This is a genomic window from Serratia sp. NPDC087055, assembly GCF_044900985.1.
Classification (GTDB): Bacteria; Pseudomonadota; Gammaproteobacteria; order Enterobacterales; family Enterobacteriaceae; genus Serratia.
On sequence record NZ_JBJDOG010000009.1, the window covers coordinates 1 to 16629 of the forward strand.

Below are 16629 nucleotides of genomic sequence, written 5' to 3' on the forward strand. Positions count from 1 at the left end.
GTCATTCTTGACCATATCCAAAAGCAGGAGCCGGGCTTTGTAGATACTGATGTCATGGGCATCGGCAAGTTGTCGTGTAGAAGGCCATTCCTGACACGGAGGTAATGTGTCTCCAATCATTTTGGGAGACATCTCATGCAAAGTTTTTAATAAGGCCTTCTGCAAATGTTGTTGTGCCTGACGTTTAGGCGTCGTGGCTATTGCCATAGGTATTTATCCCCTGTTGTACTTTTCACTTTTAGAAACAAGAAAGAGTTATCGTGATGATTGTAATCACGATAACTACATGGTTCATGGAGTCTGTTTTGCTTCTATTAAGGCATGTTTCCTGGGCCAACAAAGCCTCTGAGGCTTGCTCATCAATATCGTTAAGCCATTGGATTATAGCGTTTGTTTTTGTTTTGCGATCAATGATGTTGGCGTTATTGTGAAGTGCGATAGATTATGCTAATTAATTAATTTCAACGATCGATTTTCTCGTTGAATTGAATTGGTTGGGTTAAAGTCGGAATGAAGTGTTTTATTTTTTGTATTTGCTGAAAGTGATTTGTTATTTCAGTGTTCGTCTGTAAGAATATATTTCATCCAAGGGGAATGGCTACATTTCTCCTCGGGACAAACTTTTAAATTATCCTTCACATCTCTTATGGCGATCTGAGGATAGCTGGTGTTGTTTTTTTGTAATTACCATCGTCAATTTTGACATCAATAAAATATGCTAAGGAAATAAATTCATGAAACTGAATAAAATCATGCTGGCTGCTGCTGTTGCTTTCGGTCTGTCCTCTACCGCTTATGCCGATCAGGGTCATGGTAAAGTGACATTCACCGGTGCGATTATTGATGCGCCATGTTCTATTTCCCCTGAGTCGATTGATCAGACCGTTGAAATGGGGCAAATCTCTAAAGTTGCTCTGCAAAATGGCGGGCAGTCTACACCGCGTAATTTCAGCATCGATCTGGAGAACTGTTCGTTTGAGGCTGGCAATAACAAGGTGACTGCGACCTTTACCGGTATGGAGTCTGAGAGTGGTTTGCTGGGGATCCATGGTTCAGCTAGCGGTGCTGGTATCGCTATCACCGACGGTGCTGGTACGGTGATCGAACTGGGTAAACCGACCAAAGAGCAAGAGCTTCAGGCTGGTAATAACACCCTGAGCTTTGCGGCATATGTGCAGGGTGAAGCAGCTTCTGACATCATTGAGGGTGATTTCCAGGCGGTCGCCGACTTTACTCTGGCGTATAACTAAGCTCGCCACTCGTAATTTTATTTTTCAAGTATCTCCGATATTTGTGTACATGCATGCGGGTTTTCCGCATGCATTTTTATCGATGCATTATTAAAAGGTAACCACGTATGAGGGTTAAAAATCGTTATTTGATAGTGGCCCCTTGCCTATTATCCCTTTGGGCTTTTTCTGCTCAGGGAGCTCATTCCGTTCAGGGGTGGGGAAGGGTCAAAATGCAAGGGGCTATTATTGACACGGCCTGTGCCATTGCCGTCGAGAGCAGGGAGCAGACCATTGATATGGATACCGTGCCATTGGCGGATATTATTCGCGATGGTCAGGGACGCAGCAAACCTTTCTCTATCAAACTGGTGAACTGTATTACCGAACGCCCCGGGAAAGAAGACTGGAAGCAATTTCAGGTAACTTTTGACGGGGAGGCCGAGGGGAAATTATTTGGGGTTCGCGGCGATGCTTCTGGCGTTGCTCTGAGAATTACGGATGCCACCGGAAATATTGCCGAGCCAGGTATTCCTTTGCCGATGGATAACATTACCCCTGGCAGTATGACGCTAAATTACGCCATGACATTGATAGCCAACAGTCACGTATTAAAAACGGGGGATTATTTCTCGTTCGTACGTTTCAAACTGGACTATTTCTGATGAGTACGGCTATTAAATGCGACGACGTGCCGCGAATAAAGATTAAGGGTATGAGAATGTCACCAATGGGAAAACAGGCTCGTCTTCAGGTGCTGGGATTTTGTATTTCGCTGGCGCTGGGGTTACCAATGACTGTGGTCTATGCGGCAGACGATATTCAGTTCAATACTGACATACTGGACGTTAATGACCGCAAAAATATCGACCTGAGCCAGTTTTCTCGTGGAGGTTACATCATGCCTGGCACCTACGGCATGACGGTGCATATCAACAAGAATGAACTGCCGGAGCAACAAATCCCATTCTACCCGCCAGAAGGGCAACCGGGGGGCAGCCGGGCATGCCTCAGTCCGGCATTGGTCGAACTGTTGGGGTTCAAGGAAAATATGCTCAAGTCGCTAGCCTGGTGGCATGGCGGCGAGTGTCTAGATGAGAGCAGTGTTCAGGGGATGGAAATGCGCGGTGATTTGGCCACCAGTGCTCTGTATCTGAGTATTCCCCAGGCGTTTCTGGAATATACCGCCGAGAACTGGGACCCACCGTCACGCTGGGATGAGGGTATTCCGGGGCTTTTATTCGACTATAACGTCAATGCCCGCAGCCAGCATCAGCTGAAGCAGGGCACTCGTGGTTATGCCCTGAGCGGTAACGGCACGACCGGGGCCAATCTGGGGGCTTGGCGACTGCGCGCAGATTGGCAGGCCAACCTCGATCACCAGACCGGCAGCGGCCAGTCGACCAACAAACAGTTGGACTGGAGCCGTTATTACGCCTATCGCGCCATACCGGCGCTGCGCTCGAAGTTGACACTGGGCGAGAGTTACCTAGATTCCGGCATGTTCGACAGTTTTCGCTTTGCCGGTGCCAGCTTAGTTTCGGACGACAATATGTTGCCGCCGAACCTGCGTGGCTATGCGCCGGAAGTGGTGGGTGTAGCAAAAACCAACGCGAAGGTGACCATCAGCCAGCAGGGACGGGTGCTGTACGAGACCACTGTGGCCTCGGGGCCGTTTCGTATTCAGGACATTAACGATGCTGTATCGGGTGAGCTGAATGTGCGCGTAGAAGAGCAGGATGGCAGTGTGCAGGAGTTCGTGATGAATACCGCCAGCATCCCGTACCTAACACGCCCGGGCACCGTGCGCTTCAAGCTTGCGGCAGGTAAACCTTCTGATTTTAACCATCATTCCCGGGGCCCCACCTTTGGCACCGGTGAGTTCTCTTGGGGGGTGAGCAACGGCTGGTCGTTATACGGTGGTGCGCTGGTCGGGGGCGATTACAACGCCCTGTCGCTCGGTATCGGTCGTGACCTGATGGCGCTTGGTGCCCTGTCCTTCGATGCTACCCAATCGCGGGCGCAATTGCCTCAGGAAGGCGGCGCGCTCACCGGTGGCTCCTACCGCCTGAGTTACTCGAAGAACTTTGACGAGTATGACAGCCAGGTAACGTTCGCCGGGTATCGCTTCTCTGAGCGGGACTTTATGAGCATGAGTGAGTACCTGGACGCGCGGTATTACGGTACCCGTACCGGTAACGGCAAGGAGATGTACACCATCACCTTCAACAAACACTTCCGCGATTTAGGGCTGAGCAGCTACCTCAATTACAGCCACGAGACGTACTGGGACCGTCCGGCCAATGACCGTTACAACCTGACGCTGTCGCGTTACTTCGATGTTGGCCGTTTCCGCAATGTGAGCCTGTCGCTGTCGGCCTATCGCACCGAGTACAACGGTACCAAGGACGACGGTGGGTACCTGTCGTTGTCGATGCCATGGGGCGACCGTGGGACAATCAGTTACAACACTACCGTCAACCGCAATGATACCACTCATAGGGTCGGGTATTACGACAGGATTGACGAACACAACAATTACCAGCTGAGCGCCGGCAGTTCGCGTAGCGGCGCTAATCTGAGCGGTTATTACAACCATGAAGGTGATGCCGCGCGTCTGAGTGCCAACGCCAGCTACCAGCAAGAACGGTACAGTGCTGTGGGGCTGTCCGCGCAGGGCGGGATGACACTGACCGCAGAAGGCGGTGCTGCGCACCGCGCCGGTATGGCTGGAGGTACACGGATGCTGATTGATACCAATGGCGTGCCGGACGTGCCGGTGCGCGGCTATGGCAGCACCACCAACACCAACGCCTGGGGCAAGGCGGTGATTGGCGACGTAAACAGCTATTACCGCAACAAGGCGAGCATCGATCTCAACAAGCTGGGTGACAAGGCAGAGGCCACCAATTCGGTGGTGCAGGCGACGCTTACGGAGGGGGCCATCGGTTACCGCAAGTTTGACGTGATTGCCGGCGAGAAAGCGATGGCAGTCATTAAGTTGGCCGACGGCAGCGAGCCGCCGTTTGGCGCTACGGTGCTGAATGCCCGTAAACAGGAGACCGGTCTGGTGAATGATGGCGGCAGTGTCTATCTGAGCGGTATTAACGCCGGAGAGGTCATGACGGTGCACTGGAACGGCGGGGCACAGTGTGAAGTGCGAATGCCGACACCACTGCCGCCGGATATGTTGATGAACACGCTGCTGCTGCCGTGTCATCCGCTGAAAGCACCGATGCCGAAGCAGGTCAGTGACCTACCGAAACCCGGCTCATCGTCTGAGGTGATGGCGGTGTCTGCAGAGTCGGGGCCGGTCTCTTCAGCACTGAACAATGAAAAGGGCATTCGATTTTAATTGTCTGAATGGGTGACATGCCCGCGCTGGGTAATGACGAAAACAAACAACGGAGCTGAGCTCGCTATGCGAAATACTTTTTTAACGTCGACCGCGGTGACTGCCGCCCTGATAGGTGCGCTGAGTATTCAGCAGGCTGTTGCGGCCATCGCGCTGGACCGCACTCGGGTGATTTTTGACGGTGGCCAAAACTCGCTGAGCCTGAACATTAGTAACCAGAACAAACAGTTGCCTTACTTGGCGCAGGGATGGATAGAGGATGAAAAAGGCAACAAAATCCAGAGCCCCCTCACCGTGCTACCACCGGTGCAACGCATCGAGCCGGGTAAGCCAAGTCAGGTGAAAATCCAGGCGCTGCCGGCGGCCAAATTGCTGCCACAGGATCGTGAGACGGTCTACTACTTCAACCTGCGCGAAATTCCGCCGAAGAGCAGCAAGCCGAATACGCTACAGATTGCGCTCCAGACGCGTATCAAGCTGTTCTACCGTCCGTCCAGCATTGAGATGGACAAAAGCAGCGCACCACCGCAGGAGCAATTGACGCTGAGCAAGCAGGGTGACAAATACGTGGTGAATAACCCAACGCCGTACTACGTGACGATTGTCGATGCAGGCAGCAAGAAGGACGTGCCGGGCGTGAAGGGATTCGAACCGATGATGGTGCCGCCGAAGAGCAGCCTGCCGCTGACGGTGGGTGTGGCGGCAGTTGGCGGTAGTCCGGTACTGACCTATGTCAACGACTACGGCGGTCGCCCGAAGCTGAGTTTTAACTGTAGCGGTACGACTTGCACCGTGGTACCAGAGAAGAAAGGGGGGTAAGCCCCTTTCTTCTCATCAATGAATCAACGATGCCTGTCGTGGGTGCACGCCTGAAGACGGGACAGGAGAATAAAAATGACAACCAAGACCGGTCAGGTTTCAGTTTACAGAAACTGGCGGCATGAACTGGGTTATTACGGCACGCTGGGTGGCCTGGCGCTGATGTTGCCACTGACGCTGGGCATGATGTTGTGGCTGTTGCCGTCAGCCCACACGCAAGCGGCAGTGGACAACTGGGATGTTGAGGGTGCCAACGGCACGTTGTACGTACACGGCGCATTGACGGAGAGCGCCTGCCGGCTGGAGATGGCGAGTGCGCATCAGGACATCGCGCTGGGTGAGACGGGGACCGGGCGTTTGCAGACCATCGGTGCCCGCGGCGAGCCTGTGCGATTTGAGCTGCGTCTGGCGGACTGCCTGCACAGTCCGGCCGGCAGCCGTGACCTGCGCACAGGAGGGTTGACCTGGGCCAATGACCAGCCGGCAGTGACGGTGAGTTTTAACGCTACCCGTGACGCGGATAACCCGCAGCTGGTGAAAGCGGAAGGCGTCTCTGGTCTGGGACTACGCCTGGAGAACGCGCAAGGTGAGAGTGTGCGTCTGGGCAGCCGGGGCAAGCCGCTGCTGGTGTCACCGGGGCAAGAGATCCTGAGCTATACCGTGGCGGCGGAACGCACACCGGCCCCGCTGATGGCGGGCAGTTACCGGGCCGTGGTGGATTTTCACCTGAGCTATGACTGAGGTGCGTGAGATGAACAAAATAACGATACGTTGGCGAACGAGTTACTGTTTTGCTGCGTTACTGCTGGTGCTCCCATCAGTAACGCAGGCGGTCACCACCGTCACTGTGAAGGTGACTGTCATGGCACCGCCATCATGCATCATTAATGATGAGCGTCCTATTGTGGTGGAATTCGGAGAAGTGATGACCACCCGAGTGGATGGTAGCAATTACCGTCTTCCTGTGACCTATACCCTGGACTGCAAAGATGCCCCTTCCAATGCGATGAAGCTGCAGGTGCAGGGAGCAGGGGCTGATTTTGATGTCGAGGTGCTTCAAACCAACCAGGCCGGTCTGGGGATTGAACTGCAGCAGGGAGACAGTAAGTTGCCAGTGAACAGTTGGCTAAACTTCACGTACCCGAATAAACCAGAACTGTGGGCGGTACCGGTGAAACAAGGCGGCGTCACCTTGACGGGCGGTGAGTTTACGGCCGGTGCCACGATGAAAGTGGATTATCAATAACAGGAGCAGGCTATGAGAAAAAAGTTGACCCGGGATGCCCTGTTACTGGTCGTAACACTGGGATTATCGTCTCCTATCCTCGCGGAGGGGGTCGCGGATATGACGTTTCGCGGGACGTTGATAGAGCCGCCGCCCTGCATCATCAACGACGGCAATCATGTGGATGTCGACTTCGGTGAACGGGTAGGTATCAACAAAGTTGACGGCGTGAACTACCGTCAATTGGTCAACTATCAAGTCACCTGCGAAAGCGGTGGAATCGGAGGAGCAACACTTAAGCTAAGCCTGAGTGGTACTGTAACGGGATTTGATGGGCAGGCATTACAGACAAATAAAGAGAATCTGGGGATAAGGGTTTATCAGAATGACCTGGCGTTTACACCGGGGAGTTCGCTGGCCATTGACCTGGCTAATCCACCACGGCTAGAGGCCGTCCCGGTGAAAAATGTCGGTTCAACGCTCAGCGAAGGGCCGTTCGAAGCTTGGGCTACATTACAGGCAGACTATCAATGAGGAGAGAAGGCGCATGAAACACCTCATATTTCCAGTTCTATTGTTAGCGCTTACGGGGGCGTCCTCCCCTGTCGTAGCTGAGCCAAACATGCGACTGTATGGTGCCCTAGTGGCAGACCCGTGCGTCATCCCGCCGGGAGACGAAGATATCCAACTGGAGTTTGGCAGTATCGTCGACAAATACCTCTATCAAAACATGCGGACACCGGGACAGTCTTTTGAGATACGGTTGAATGACTGTGATCTTAGCCTGGTCAACATGGTCTCTGTGACGTTCGAAGGGGCGGAGAACGCCGCATTACCGGGATTTCTGGCGTTGGATGGGGGGAGTGAGGCGACGGGCATTGCAATAGGATTGGAGACACCCGAGTCGCAGCCTTTACCACTTAACCAAGCCAGTGATAAGTATAGTCTGCAGGCAGGTAATAACGTGATAGCACTCAGGGCGTATGTTCGTGGAGAACCTGAGGCAATTACAACTAGGGGGATTGGACATGGGGCATTTAATGCTGTGGCAACCTTTAGTCTGAGTTATGAATAATCATGATGCGAAGTTTTTATCAATGATTTCCTGCATGGAAATGTGTGACGCATTAAATATTAATAATATTTTGCGTCAACAATCCAATTATAACCTTGGTATTCTATCATGAATTTAAATAAAAGCTTTCCTTTAATATTTATTGCTATACTTTCAATTTACACATCTTATGTTTATGCGAATATCTATTCTAGTGTAACCAGTGTAGATATTATAGGTCCGAATAATCAATATCGATACAATTTTTCAATAGATCTTTGGGATGAAGTTGGTGACATGACCCCCAATCCTTGCTACGGAGGTACCATTTGTTGGATTAAAATAAACCATTTACATGGGGGTAATCAAACAGGAGGGAATAAACCACCAACGAATCAAGCAGCAATGGTTATTAATACATACCCAACAATAAAAGAAGTTCGAGATGCATACTTACAACAGTATCCACTGCCCATTACCGGGGCAATTGAACATAGCGGCTTGAACCCGATCGATGAATGCGTTGGGTTGTTCTTTGGGGGGGCGGAGGATAATGCTTTCACTGATAGGCTATTCCCTACTTCGGTGTGTGGGATGATTCCACCTCCTGTAGGGCGATGTGATCTGACTCCTGAAAGTGTTGTGTTAGATCACGGTGTTATTTCCGAGAATGAGATTTCATCTAGTGTAGCCAGTGAGTCTTTAACTGTGAGTTGCACGGGAGAAGGTGGTAAGGATGTTGTTATTTATAGCCTGGAAGGTACAGGCGGGATTGATTTAAGTGGAGGGGTGATATCTAAGCTTTATATTGATGGTAAAGCAGCTGTGAGCGGTGTCACAATTAGAGCTACTGAAATGGGCACTACAGTAATTCTGGAGTCAAAGTTGACTGGGATTGGGGTTGTATCCAGTGGTGAACATAGTGGTAGCACAACGTTGCTCATGGCAATACCTTAGGAATGTGCTATTTTTATATAAAATTTTGTTTTTACCAGGGAGTAACGAGATTCAGTTAATTTGCCAAAATAACAATTCTAGTAATTTAATTGAATCCTATATATGTTGCACTCAAATAAGAGAGAGGTGTTTGTGAGTGAACTCGATCTGGTAAGAAATAGTGATGTGTTAAATTTTTCTGGTGTAATAAAGGGTTTGGTTTTGCTATTTCATATCAGGCTCCAAATGTTAAGTCAAAAGACATGGGCGATGAGTTTCATTATAATAGCATTTAAACATAAAGGTGAATATCATGAGTATTACTAGTATTTCTGTGCCGAAGTGTGAATGTGCTTTCAATAGTGGCGATATAAGTTTTACATCTATCATTGATTATGAAAGTCCTGAAGATCTTGAAACCATCAATATTTACTATTATTTTGAGTCGCCGGAGGATGGTCGTGAAATCCTGTTCTATGAGTATATTTCATCTCGTCGAGCTACAATTCCATTGATTGTTATTGGTGATAAAAATACAGAAATTATCAATGATTTGGTTAAAAAACACGGGAACAGAGCTTATAAAATTATTGTAAAACTGGCAGATGCAGGGGAAGCCCAGAAAACAGTTACAGAGCAATACATTCAGTTCTCAGATGTTTCTACAAATATAAATGTGGAGTCGATTTCATCTTCAATAGGTGTTGCAGAAGTAAAAGTGTCGGCAACCTATTGGAACAATGAATGTATGGAACTATCGTTAAAAACTAGTATCCATCCGGATCCGATCAAATTTTCATTTGATTATGACGTGAATAATTACCAATGGAATGGTGTAATAACCTTCTCGACTCAGCCAGGAATTTGTAATGTTCCTATCAATTTATCACTGATTGGCTCATATAATGAGTCCCAATCATGTCCCGAACTCCCATGCAAGTCATGGAGTTACTCTAATGAGTTATCTGAAACAGTTCCAGGAGGATGTATGAATACAAATTACCCTGAAGGTTTGCACATTTTTTATGATCAATCTGGTGACGATCGTAACTGCACTGTTATCAAAACAGCTTTAACAGGACACCTCGTTGCCAGTTATACAAGCATTCGTACGGGCAAAAATCGCTCTGTCTATCTTCGTGTGCTCTCTACGAGAGGGATCCTAACCCAGCCTATTTTAGCTCCGGATGTGACAGACAATGAACAGAGAGATGCTGATCTTGCTGCGATTCCTGGTACTGATAAATTTGTTGCAGTTTGGACTAGTAATGCCATTGGCGGGGCTTACCGCATTTATGTACGCCTCTTTTCAGTTGATGCCAATGGTAATCCAAGAGCTGAAGGACCAGCGAAACAATTGAGCAATTCCAATTATAATTATCTTGCGCCACGTATAGTCTATCTTAAAGAGATGGATAAATTCTTTGTTACTTGGATTGATATTAAAGATAAGCAGTTGCAATCGATCTATCTTGATAATAATGATACGCTTTCTGAAGCAAGTTATCAGGGATCAATGGTTGGTGAGATTGATAGCCATTATTTTGTTAACACACTAGATATTCATAACAGTACTACATTGAGTATTGCTCGTGTCGCAGCAGGTGACAAAGCTATTTTTGCATATAAGTCAGCTACTAATCATATTAAAATTATCCAGTTTGAGTTAAATAGTGGTAGACCTGTGGGAACCGTTCTTTATGATTATGAAGTGACTGGTATCCAAACGTTCGATCTTGCATATGACGATTTCAATAAAAAGCTTAAGGTTGTTTTCCACCGTACCGGTAGTAATGATATCTATGGAGACACACTTGCGTATTTTGGCGTAAGTGTTTCTGATGCTGCACCTATCCGTTTGAATCAACAAGATCGTTATGCTTGCACTCGTCCTTTTATTAAGAGGACTCCAAAGCTTGCTAATGGAGAACGTCACTTTGTTGTTTGTTGGGAAAATAAAAATTACGGTGATTTCTATAATTTCTTCAACAGTGAATTTTCACAATTGCAACCAGAAAAAGAGATTAACCCTGGAGTATCTACAACTGACAGTGGTCGTATAGTTGTTACTGATAATCAGCTGGCTATAGTTGTTGAAGCAACAAAATTTGGTAGCGAATCCTTGACTGGTGTTGGGTTGCTTTATTACGTCGCTCCACGCACTGATAATTAAGTAGATCTAGAGTGCTGTTAAGTGAGTTAATTTGCTAAATCCTTGCTTGGCAAATTTATCCGTTGATAGCGCGTTTACAGGAGATGTGGCGGGTGTAGTTAAACCGCCACATCTAGCCGGCTTTATCGTTTTTGACTGACAACCTTTTTTTCGTATAACTCACTTCGCAATTAGCCAAAAACAACAGATTAGTTGCAGTTAAATGAAGAGTATAACTCGCTAAGTATTCCTGAACTTTTGTTATTTCCGCTCTGAGTTGTTCCTAGACTCTGGTCTGGGCACGTCGCTTGGGCATCTTCTTGCTACGCTCTCTTTGACCATCCTGGTCACGCTCATCCTGCTGGCGCTGCGCCAGTTTAAGTACGGCGCCAAGTCGTTTGTTGTCCACGATTGCCCCCTGGTCAACGATGGCCAGCTTGTCGAAGACCTGATAGGCCAGCGTCCTGTGACCGTATTTGAAGGCCAGCGTGCCGTCCGGATAGTCATAAACCATAATTTTCTCGCCGGCGATACGCGTGTTTTCCTCTGTGGGTTCAACGAGGTAAAGCATCTTATCGTATTGGAATGTCAGCGATTTTGAGAGGGTTCTAAGCTCCTGCCAGGCAAAGATATCATCCAGCGCCGCCGGCTGTTCGTTTACCGGCCGATGGAGATTTTTTGGGTATTTGGGGGCTTTAGCAAAGCGGCGGTTGAAATCCAGGATGAAGCTGTCCAGCCAAACATTGGCTTCTTCGATACTGCTGATGCTCTCGAGTCGCATCTCTTTGATTAATCGGTCCTGGAGCGTCAGGTTGGCACGCTCGACGCGGCCTTTGGCCTGGGAACTGTTGGCGCAGATGAGCTCGATGTTCAGGTCATGCAGAACGCGCCCAAACTGCGTCGTGCCGGTACGGCGAGTTTCAGCCTGGCTGACGCGAAAAACGGCATGCTTATCACTGTAGAACGCCACAGGTTTACCATGTTTATCAATATATTCCCGCGTCGCCAGCATGTAATCGAAAGCCGATTCCGTTTCACAGAACCGCAGGTGCATCAGCCGACCGGTAGCGTCGTCAATGTAAACCAACAGGCAGCATTTTGATGCACGGCCTTCAAACCAGTCATGGTGAGAGCCGTCGATTTGAATGAGTTCGCCAAGACAGTCGCGGCGATATCGAGGCTGATAAACGCGTGCTTTACGCCGAGCGTGTGGAACCCAAAGGCCATCAGCAATCATCCAGTGGCGCACGGTTTCAGTTGAGATCATTATCTGGTGGCGTTCGCTCAGCTTTTCTGTGGCCAATGTAGGTCCGAAGTCGCTGTATTTTTCACGTAGCAACGCCAGCACTTGCAGCTTGAGATCATCCGGAGCGCGGTTATTTGCTGGCATTCCGCGTTTACGCGAGGCGATGCCGGCTGCGCCGTACGACAAATACCTGGCAAGAACTCGCTGAAGCTGACGAACGCTGATGTTCAGCAGTTTTGCTGCAGCTGATTGTGTCAGGAGTTTGTCGCAAACTTGCTGCAGTACAGGAATGCGGTTCAGTTCTTTCTGGCTCATGGTCACCAACATAGACGCTCCGGATAGTTTGCCTGTGAGAACAGACTAACCGAAAGACGATATTTTAACTTTGGTAAAACACGACATTATTGCTTTTGGCTGACAAACCAGGTGCAGATAATACGCATTATGTTAAATTGAATATTAGGATAACCGATATCCTTAGCCTAACTGCCCGCCCCCAAGGTTAGCGCAAAGAATACCTTACCCGGTATGTTGTCGGCAGAAATGTACGGTCCAATGCCCGTTGCAATAAATGCGCTGTTGAGCACGGCGTCGTACCAGGTTATGTCTCGCGCTAATAGCATATGTCCGAGGGTGCCACCCAGTAGCGCAAATCCTAACAACAACATCCCCCCGCCTAGGCAGATTGAACTCCAAGACAAGATGTTGGCGCGTCACAGATCCCCTTGTACGCCATGGAATATTTGTTAAACGGGCCTTTCGAGAGTGAGTGTCATTCGAGATGAACGGCAAAGTGCAATGAGTGCGTTGTTGACTATTCGATGCTGAATGAGCTGTAAGCTTTGAAGGGCTCCGGGATGGAATAATGGTATACCGAAGCTCAGGGGGGATCAGTCTGGAAGGTGCATCTCTCTCAGATTGGTTTCAAAATAATCGTCGTAAATCTGCTCGTTTCTGAATTTCATGATGCGCTGAATTCCGTTGGGCACAGGGGGACAGGAAGCCCGATAGGAAAAAATTTCATCCTGAATGTTTCTCAGAGTATACCCAAGTCCATCTTCATCCACCCTGCCGGACACCCTTATCTTTGATAATTCCTTTTCAACGTACTTTTTCAACTTTTCACTTCTTTTTATGCTGCTCCGGTTATCCAGAAACTGTAACAGGAAGTACCGGATCAGGGGCAGTATGAAGACAATATAAAAGAGGACTTCGTTCAGGCTTGATTTCATGGCAATGCCATATATCAGAACAGCTAACGGAAAAATGATGACTGCAGTGAGGTATGTCCCGTAAAGGATCTCCCTAAGTGAACGGTCCCAACCGAGGTTCTTTCCATGGCACAAGAGAGCCATCACAGGCTGTGGGGCGTCATACACTTTATTGACGTACCAGCCCTCCTTGCCGAATCGACGGAGTGCCATTTCCGGCTGCCGATTAAAAAAGGATGCTGCCCGACTGATTTCATCCTTTGGAACCTCTTCCACTTTCAGATCATTACGCCGGATGCTAAGAACCCTGCAGTCATACATCTCCTGAACAGAGGCCGCCTTCTTTCGTAGCCCGTAGGCGTGATTGCTCAAGACAATATTAAACGCCAGTATCAGAAGCCCGTACAGCCCCAGGAATGAAGAGGCTAACTCGGTATCTATCAGACTTGTGCTGCGGTTGTAAGCTGCCGCAACTGACAACATTACCGGCAGTATGACGCTGAGAAATAAATTTGTCCTATTCCAGCGCTTTACCCGGTCGTAAATGCTGGCCTGCGCATAGAGCAAATCCAGGTTTTCTCTGGTCGACTGGTTTGTGTAAATAGTGTTCATGGTTCACCCGTAAAATGGAAATTGTGGGCCAAACACTTCGCGCCACTTGTTGATGGATTTTTCATAGTCTTTACTCTGCTCAAACTGTCTCGCCTCCGCGACCTTCTGGATATCCAGGTAGCATCTGCCCGTGATCTTCTGGCGTTCTTCAGTCGTTAAGGTGTTGATATCTCCTTGGATACCTTTAGGATCATTTACGGAGAACTGAATTAATAGGGCAATATGAAGGAAAAGAGCCTGAAGTTCCATATCGACAAATTCCGAGCAGGACGTCTTGCCAGCGTAATAGTCCAGGATCAACGTCTCTAGCAGATAAGAACTCATGGAAGGCATCGTAGACCGCCGCTGCCAGTATTTGACGACTCTGATAACGTTGAGAACATTACCCTCATTCCGAACGTTTATGTCCGTGACTCTGTCTCTGTCTATCCGGGGATCGGTAAATTTCCAGTGGCCATTCCCGTCGGGGATCAGATAATGGGTCTTACCAAAATCGTCTGCACGGGTGATGAAACACGGCACGATGTCAAAATTCCAGTCTTTACTGACCAGTTTCAGCGTGACGGTTTCTTGGTTACGTCTGATGTCAGCCTGGGCATATTGGGCAATATCTTGCAGGCGGTTTTTAAAGGCATTCAGAATTCTTACTGAGCAGATGGTATTTGCACCCGAATGCCTGTAGTTGTGCAAGCGCGAGTTTTCTCCGGATGACGTCAGGGTTATTCGGTCACTCAGAATGGCATATGTGGCACTCTGCGCCGATAAACCGAACATCAAATCGATATCATCCAGTGGACGAATTTTGGTTCTTCTGGCAAAGGATCCGAAGGCGATATGAATCCCGGAATGACTCACAGGAAACACTTCATCGTTCTCAAAGTCATTTATCTTGCCAATAAGCCAGTTGCGGCTGGATCGTGCATCATCAGTATCGACCTTCCTGAGATTAACCGTATCTTTTAGGAACTCGTTAAAAGCACTAATTACTGTTGTGGCCATGGTCAGTCCTTTAATCATTATTGCTAAAGGTATAGAAGCTGTCACAAACTCAAAATTTGCAGAGCTCGGAGGACGCTAGATAAATTCATTCCAAGCGGCGCAAGTTCACTATCGTTTCGTTCACCATAAAATCACATAATTAACATGTGCAATGAGGGTGAGGGATTTAATGCACAAACTATTTGATAAATATCATCATTTATTTTAGCGCAATAATGATTTACAAGTAAAGTCAACGTGTTTTTTTGCTATTCAACCATTAATCCCTTCTTCCTCTTACTAGGATCCGAAAACCCCCAGTAATGGAAGTCATTGAAGGATGACATGTCTAGCAGCTATGCTCTCTGGCCTAAAAAGGTGACTTAAACAGGAACAATAAGGATGTATATTGATCAGCTGATCGCAGCATGGCCCCGGTTAACGGTTAAGTGGAGTCTGGATCCTCAGAAATGGCATCTTGCTTTTGACGGGGACGTTCCTGATTGGGCAAAGAATCTGCGTCTGGGGCGTGCCCAATTAGCTGAAATTCACAAGCACCTGTGCTTTAACAGCAAGATCTGCTCTGTTGAAGAACTCAGGGATGGGGGCGCTGCGGATAAGGTTGAAAAGGTTATCAATCATTGGCAACAGGGAGATGCCCTGACCCCGCCGGCATTATGCATAATTAATGAAAGGAACGTGGATAAAATTCTCATTGCAGGTGGAAATCACCGGTTTAATGTGGCGTACCTGACAGGTGAGATAACGATCTATTTTCTTGCCTCTTGCAACGACTCTGCAGGTCTGCAGAATTTTATGCCTTCGCTGGTATGGATCTCTTAATGTTGACTTTTGCGCGGCACCCCGGCTGACATACAGTCAGAAGGCCGCGCATAATACCCGGCACAGGTGGCCGTCAATCAGCCGGCCCACGAAAGCCAGTGCGATTGACGGAGTCAGCCTCCCCCGGAACAAACTCCAACTGACCACCGGAGAGGCTTCTGAACGTTTCCAGTAACTCTTCGGCCTTTACGACGATCTCATCGTTCGGTATATAGCTGCGGATTTTACCGTGGCGCAGCACCTCATCCCGTTCCAGGTACACGTCGATCGCGATCAGCTGTTCACACAGGTCGGTCAGAGCAGCGGTTGAGCCCGAAGCGCCGACCCGGCGCTGCATGGTCCGAATACTTTCGAGGTGTGTTCTGAAGCGCTCAAACCACATGGTGAAGGTATAGATCGGAATACCTTCCCGCGGGTCATTCTGCACCAGTGCCTCTTTCGCACAGGCAATGGCTTCTCGACTGTCTCGGATGATCATCTGGTTCAGGGTGTGCCAGGACACGGCGACGCCGACAAATTTTTGCAGCTCATTGATGTAACCTGCAGTCTCGTCAATTCGCTTCTTGGTAAATGCCAGATGGTTGGTTTGCTGGCTGGTCAGCCTATTTGACCGAAGTCGCCACCACGCCGTTCTGTAGCATTGTTGCCGAGAATGCGCCCTCTCCTTAGGGGCAATGTGCAAGCCAAGTGTTCAGTAACATACGTATGTTGATACGGAATCATTTTTATGGCTGATTACTACTGATACACATAATACACTGTTATTATTAGATGATTTTTGTAACTTTGCATACGATAGTGATAACAAATGAATAGTTGTTCAACAAAATCATTTCACCAAGTGAAATGACGGGTTTTTAGCTAAAGATGTGGAGAAATGGATGGGAATGGACGCAGAAACGGAGTGCTGACGAGTTTGATATTTCCCTACGCTCTTATATCAGGTATGAAAAGACTGAACCGCCCAGA

18 protein-coding genes are annotated in these 16629 nt (G+C 48.5%); 11 read left to right on the forward strand and 7 right to left on the reverse strand.

Annotation, left to right across the window (positions count from 1 at the left end):
* Positions 1-207 (reverse strand): hypothetical protein (locus ACI2J2_RS23530; protein ID WP_404760947.1); only part of this gene is annotated, 207 nt, incomplete at its 3' end.
* Between the two features lie 527 nt (positions 208-734).
* Here ACI2J2_RS23530 and ACI2J2_RS23535 point away from each other — a divergent pair.
* The 10 genes from ACI2J2_RS23535 (at position 735) to ACI2J2_RS23580 (ending at position 10791) form a co-directional block, all read left to right on the forward strand.
* Positions 735-1250, forward strand: a complete 516-nt coding sequence (locus ACI2J2_RS23535; RefSeq protein ID WP_404760948.1) for a fimbrial protein — start codon at positions 735-737, stop codon at positions 1248-1250.
* Between the two features lie 107 nt (positions 1251-1357).
* The gene (locus tag ACI2J2_RS23540) at positions 1358-1894 is read left to right on the forward strand and encodes a fimbrial protein (protein ID WP_404760949.1); all 537 of its coding nucleotides are present in this window, start codon (positions 1358-1360) and stop codon (positions 1892-1894) included.
* A 50-nt stretch (positions 1895-1944) separates the two neighbouring features.
* Positions 1945-4584 (forward strand): outer membrane usher protein, encoded by a 2640-nt coding sequence (locus tag ACI2J2_RS23545; RefSeq protein WP_404760950.1) that lies wholly within the window; start codon positions 1945-1947, stop codon positions 4582-4584.
* A 66-nt stretch (positions 4585-4650) separates the two neighbouring features.
* On the forward strand, positions 4651-5403 hold the full coding sequence (locus ACI2J2_RS23550; RefSeq protein WP_404760951.1) for a fimbria/pilus periplasmic chaperone: 753 nt from the start codon (positions 4651-4653) through the stop codon (positions 5401-5403).
* A gap of 75 nt (positions 5404-5478) precedes the next feature.
* Positions 5479-6144 carry a fimbrial protein gene (locus ACI2J2_RS23555; protein ID WP_404760952.1) on the forward strand — a complete coding sequence of 222 codons (666 nt, stop codon included), beginning with the start codon at positions 5479-5481 and terminating at the stop codon, positions 6142-6144.
* 10 nt (positions 6145-6154) lie between these two features.
* Entirely contained in the window at positions 6155-6649 is a 495-nt protein-coding gene (locus tag ACI2J2_RS23560) for a fimbrial protein (RefSeq protein WP_404760953.1), read from the forward strand.
* Between the two features lie 12 nt (positions 6650-6661).
* On the forward strand, positions 6662-7162 hold the full coding sequence (locus ACI2J2_RS23565) for a fimbrial protein (protein ID WP_404760954.1): 501 nt from the start codon (positions 6662-6664) through the stop codon (positions 7160-7162).
* Between the two features lie 13 nt (positions 7163-7175).
* Entirely contained in the window at positions 7176-7703 is a 528-nt protein-coding gene (locus ACI2J2_RS23570; RefSeq protein WP_404760955.1) for a fimbrial protein, read from the forward strand.
* A gap of 108 nt (positions 7704-7811) precedes the next feature.
* Positions 7812-8639: a hypothetical protein gene (locus tag ACI2J2_RS23575; RefSeq protein ID WP_404760956.1), complete on the forward strand. Its 828-nt coding sequence runs from the start codon at positions 7812-7814 to the stop codon at positions 8637-8639.
* Positions 8640-8931: 292 nt separating this feature from the next.
* The gene (locus ACI2J2_RS23580) at positions 8932-10791 is read left to right on the forward strand and encodes a hypothetical protein (protein WP_404760957.1); all 1860 of its coding nucleotides are present in this window, start codon (positions 8932-8934) and stop codon (positions 10789-10791) included.
* A 112-nt stretch (positions 10792-10903) separates the two neighbouring features.
* Here the strand turns inward: ACI2J2_RS23580 and ACI2J2_RS23585 are convergent, their stop codons facing one another.
* From ACI2J2_RS23585 to ACI2J2_RS23605, 5 genes are all read right to left on the reverse strand, one after another.
* Entirely contained in the window at positions 10904-11035 is a 132-nt protein-coding gene (locus ACI2J2_RS23585; protein WP_404761012.1) for a DUF7014 domain-containing protein, read from the reverse strand.
* Between the two features lie 18 nt (positions 11036-11053).
* Complete coding sequence (locus ACI2J2_RS23590; RefSeq protein WP_404761013.1) at positions 11054-12331, reverse strand: ISNCY family transposase; 1278 nt, start codon at positions 12329-12331, stop codon at positions 11054-11056.
* A gap of 167 nt (positions 12332-12498) precedes the next feature.
* On the reverse strand, positions 12499-12684 hold the full coding sequence (locus tag ACI2J2_RS23595; RefSeq protein ID WP_404760958.1) for a hypothetical protein: 186 nt from the start codon (positions 12682-12684) through the stop codon (positions 12499-12501).
* 222 nt (positions 12685-12906) lie between these two features.
* On the reverse strand, positions 12907-13839 hold the full coding sequence (locus ACI2J2_RS23600; protein WP_404760959.1) for an S-4TM family putative pore-forming effector: 933 nt from the start codon (positions 13837-13839) through the stop codon (positions 12907-12909).
* A 3-nt stretch (positions 13840-13842) separates the two neighbouring features.
* A complete protein-coding gene (locus ACI2J2_RS23605; RefSeq protein WP_404760960.1) occupies positions 13843-14838 on the reverse strand; it encodes a nucleotidyltransferase in 996 nt (331 codons plus the stop codon).
* A gap of 381 nt (positions 14839-15219) precedes the next feature.
* Here ACI2J2_RS23605 and ACI2J2_RS23610 point away from each other — a divergent pair, with 381 nt between their 5' ends.
* Positions 15220-15660: a hypothetical protein gene (locus ACI2J2_RS23610; RefSeq protein WP_404760961.1), complete on the forward strand. Its 441-nt coding sequence runs from the start codon at positions 15220-15222 to the stop codon at positions 15658-15660.
* Positions 15661-15733: 73 nt separating this feature from the next.
* On the opposite strand, the gene ACI2J2_RS23615 is transcribed toward ACI2J2_RS23610, so the two are convergent.
* The gene (locus ACI2J2_RS23615; RefSeq protein ID WP_404760962.1) at positions 15734-16342 is read right to left on the reverse strand and encodes a hypothetical protein; all 609 of its coding nucleotides are present in this window, start codon (positions 16340-16342) and stop codon (positions 15734-15736) included.
* Between the last annotated feature and the right edge of the window lie 287 nt (positions 16343-16629).

Coding starts and splice junctions, on each gene's coding strand:
- ACI2J2_RS23535 (WP_404760948.1), top strand. CDS start 735: ATGAAACTGAATAAAATCATGCTGGCTGCTGCTGTTGCTTTCGGTCTG.
- ACI2J2_RS23540 (WP_404760949.1), top strand. CDS start 1,358: ATGAGGGTTAAAAATCGTTATTTGATAGTGGCCCCTTGCCTATTATCC.
- ACI2J2_RS23545 (WP_404760950.1), top strand. CDS start 1,945: ATGAGAATGTCACCAATGGGAAAACAGGCTCGTCTTCAGGTGCTGGGA.
- ACI2J2_RS23550 (WP_404760951.1), top strand. CDS start 4,651: ATGCGAAATACTTTTTTAACGTCGACCGCGGTGACTGCCGCCCTGATA.
- ACI2J2_RS23555 (WP_404760952.1), top strand. CDS start 5,479: ATGACAACCAAGACCGGTCAGGTTTCAGTTTACAGAAACTGGCGGCAT.
- ACI2J2_RS23560 (WP_404760953.1), top strand. CDS start 6,155: ATGAACAAAATAACGATACGTTGGCGAACGAGTTACTGTTTTGCTGCG.
- ACI2J2_RS23565 (WP_404760954.1), top strand. CDS start 6,662: ATGAGAAAAAAGTTGACCCGGGATGCCCTGTTACTGGTCGTAACACTG.
- ACI2J2_RS23570 (WP_404760955.1), top strand. CDS start 7,176: ATGAAACACCTCATATTTCCAGTTCTATTGTTAGCGCTTACGGGGGCG.
- ACI2J2_RS23575 (WP_404760956.1), top strand. CDS start 7,812: ATGAATTTAAATAAAAGCTTTCCTTTAATATTTATTGCTATACTTTCA.
- ACI2J2_RS23580 (WP_404760957.1), top strand. CDS start 8,932: ATGAGTATTACTAGTATTTCTGTGCCGAAGTGTGAATGTGCTTTCAAT.
- ACI2J2_RS23590 (WP_404761013.1), bottom strand. CDS start 12,331: ATGAGCCAGAAAGAACTGAACCGCATTCCTGTACTGCAGCAAGTTTGC.
- ACI2J2_RS23595 (WP_404760958.1), bottom strand. CDS start 12,684: ATGTTGTTGTTAGGATTTGCGCTACTGGGTGGCACCCTCGGACATATG.
- ACI2J2_RS23600 (WP_404760959.1), bottom strand. CDS start 13,839: ATGAACACTATTTACACAAACCAGTCGACCAGAGAAAACCTGGATTTG.
- ACI2J2_RS23605 (WP_404760960.1), bottom strand. CDS start 14,838: ATGGCCACAACAGTAATTAGTGCTTTTAACGAGTTCCTAAAAGATACG.
- ACI2J2_RS23610 (WP_404760961.1), top strand. CDS start 15,220: ATGTATATTGATCAGCTGATCGCAGCATGGCCCCGGTTAACGGTTAAG.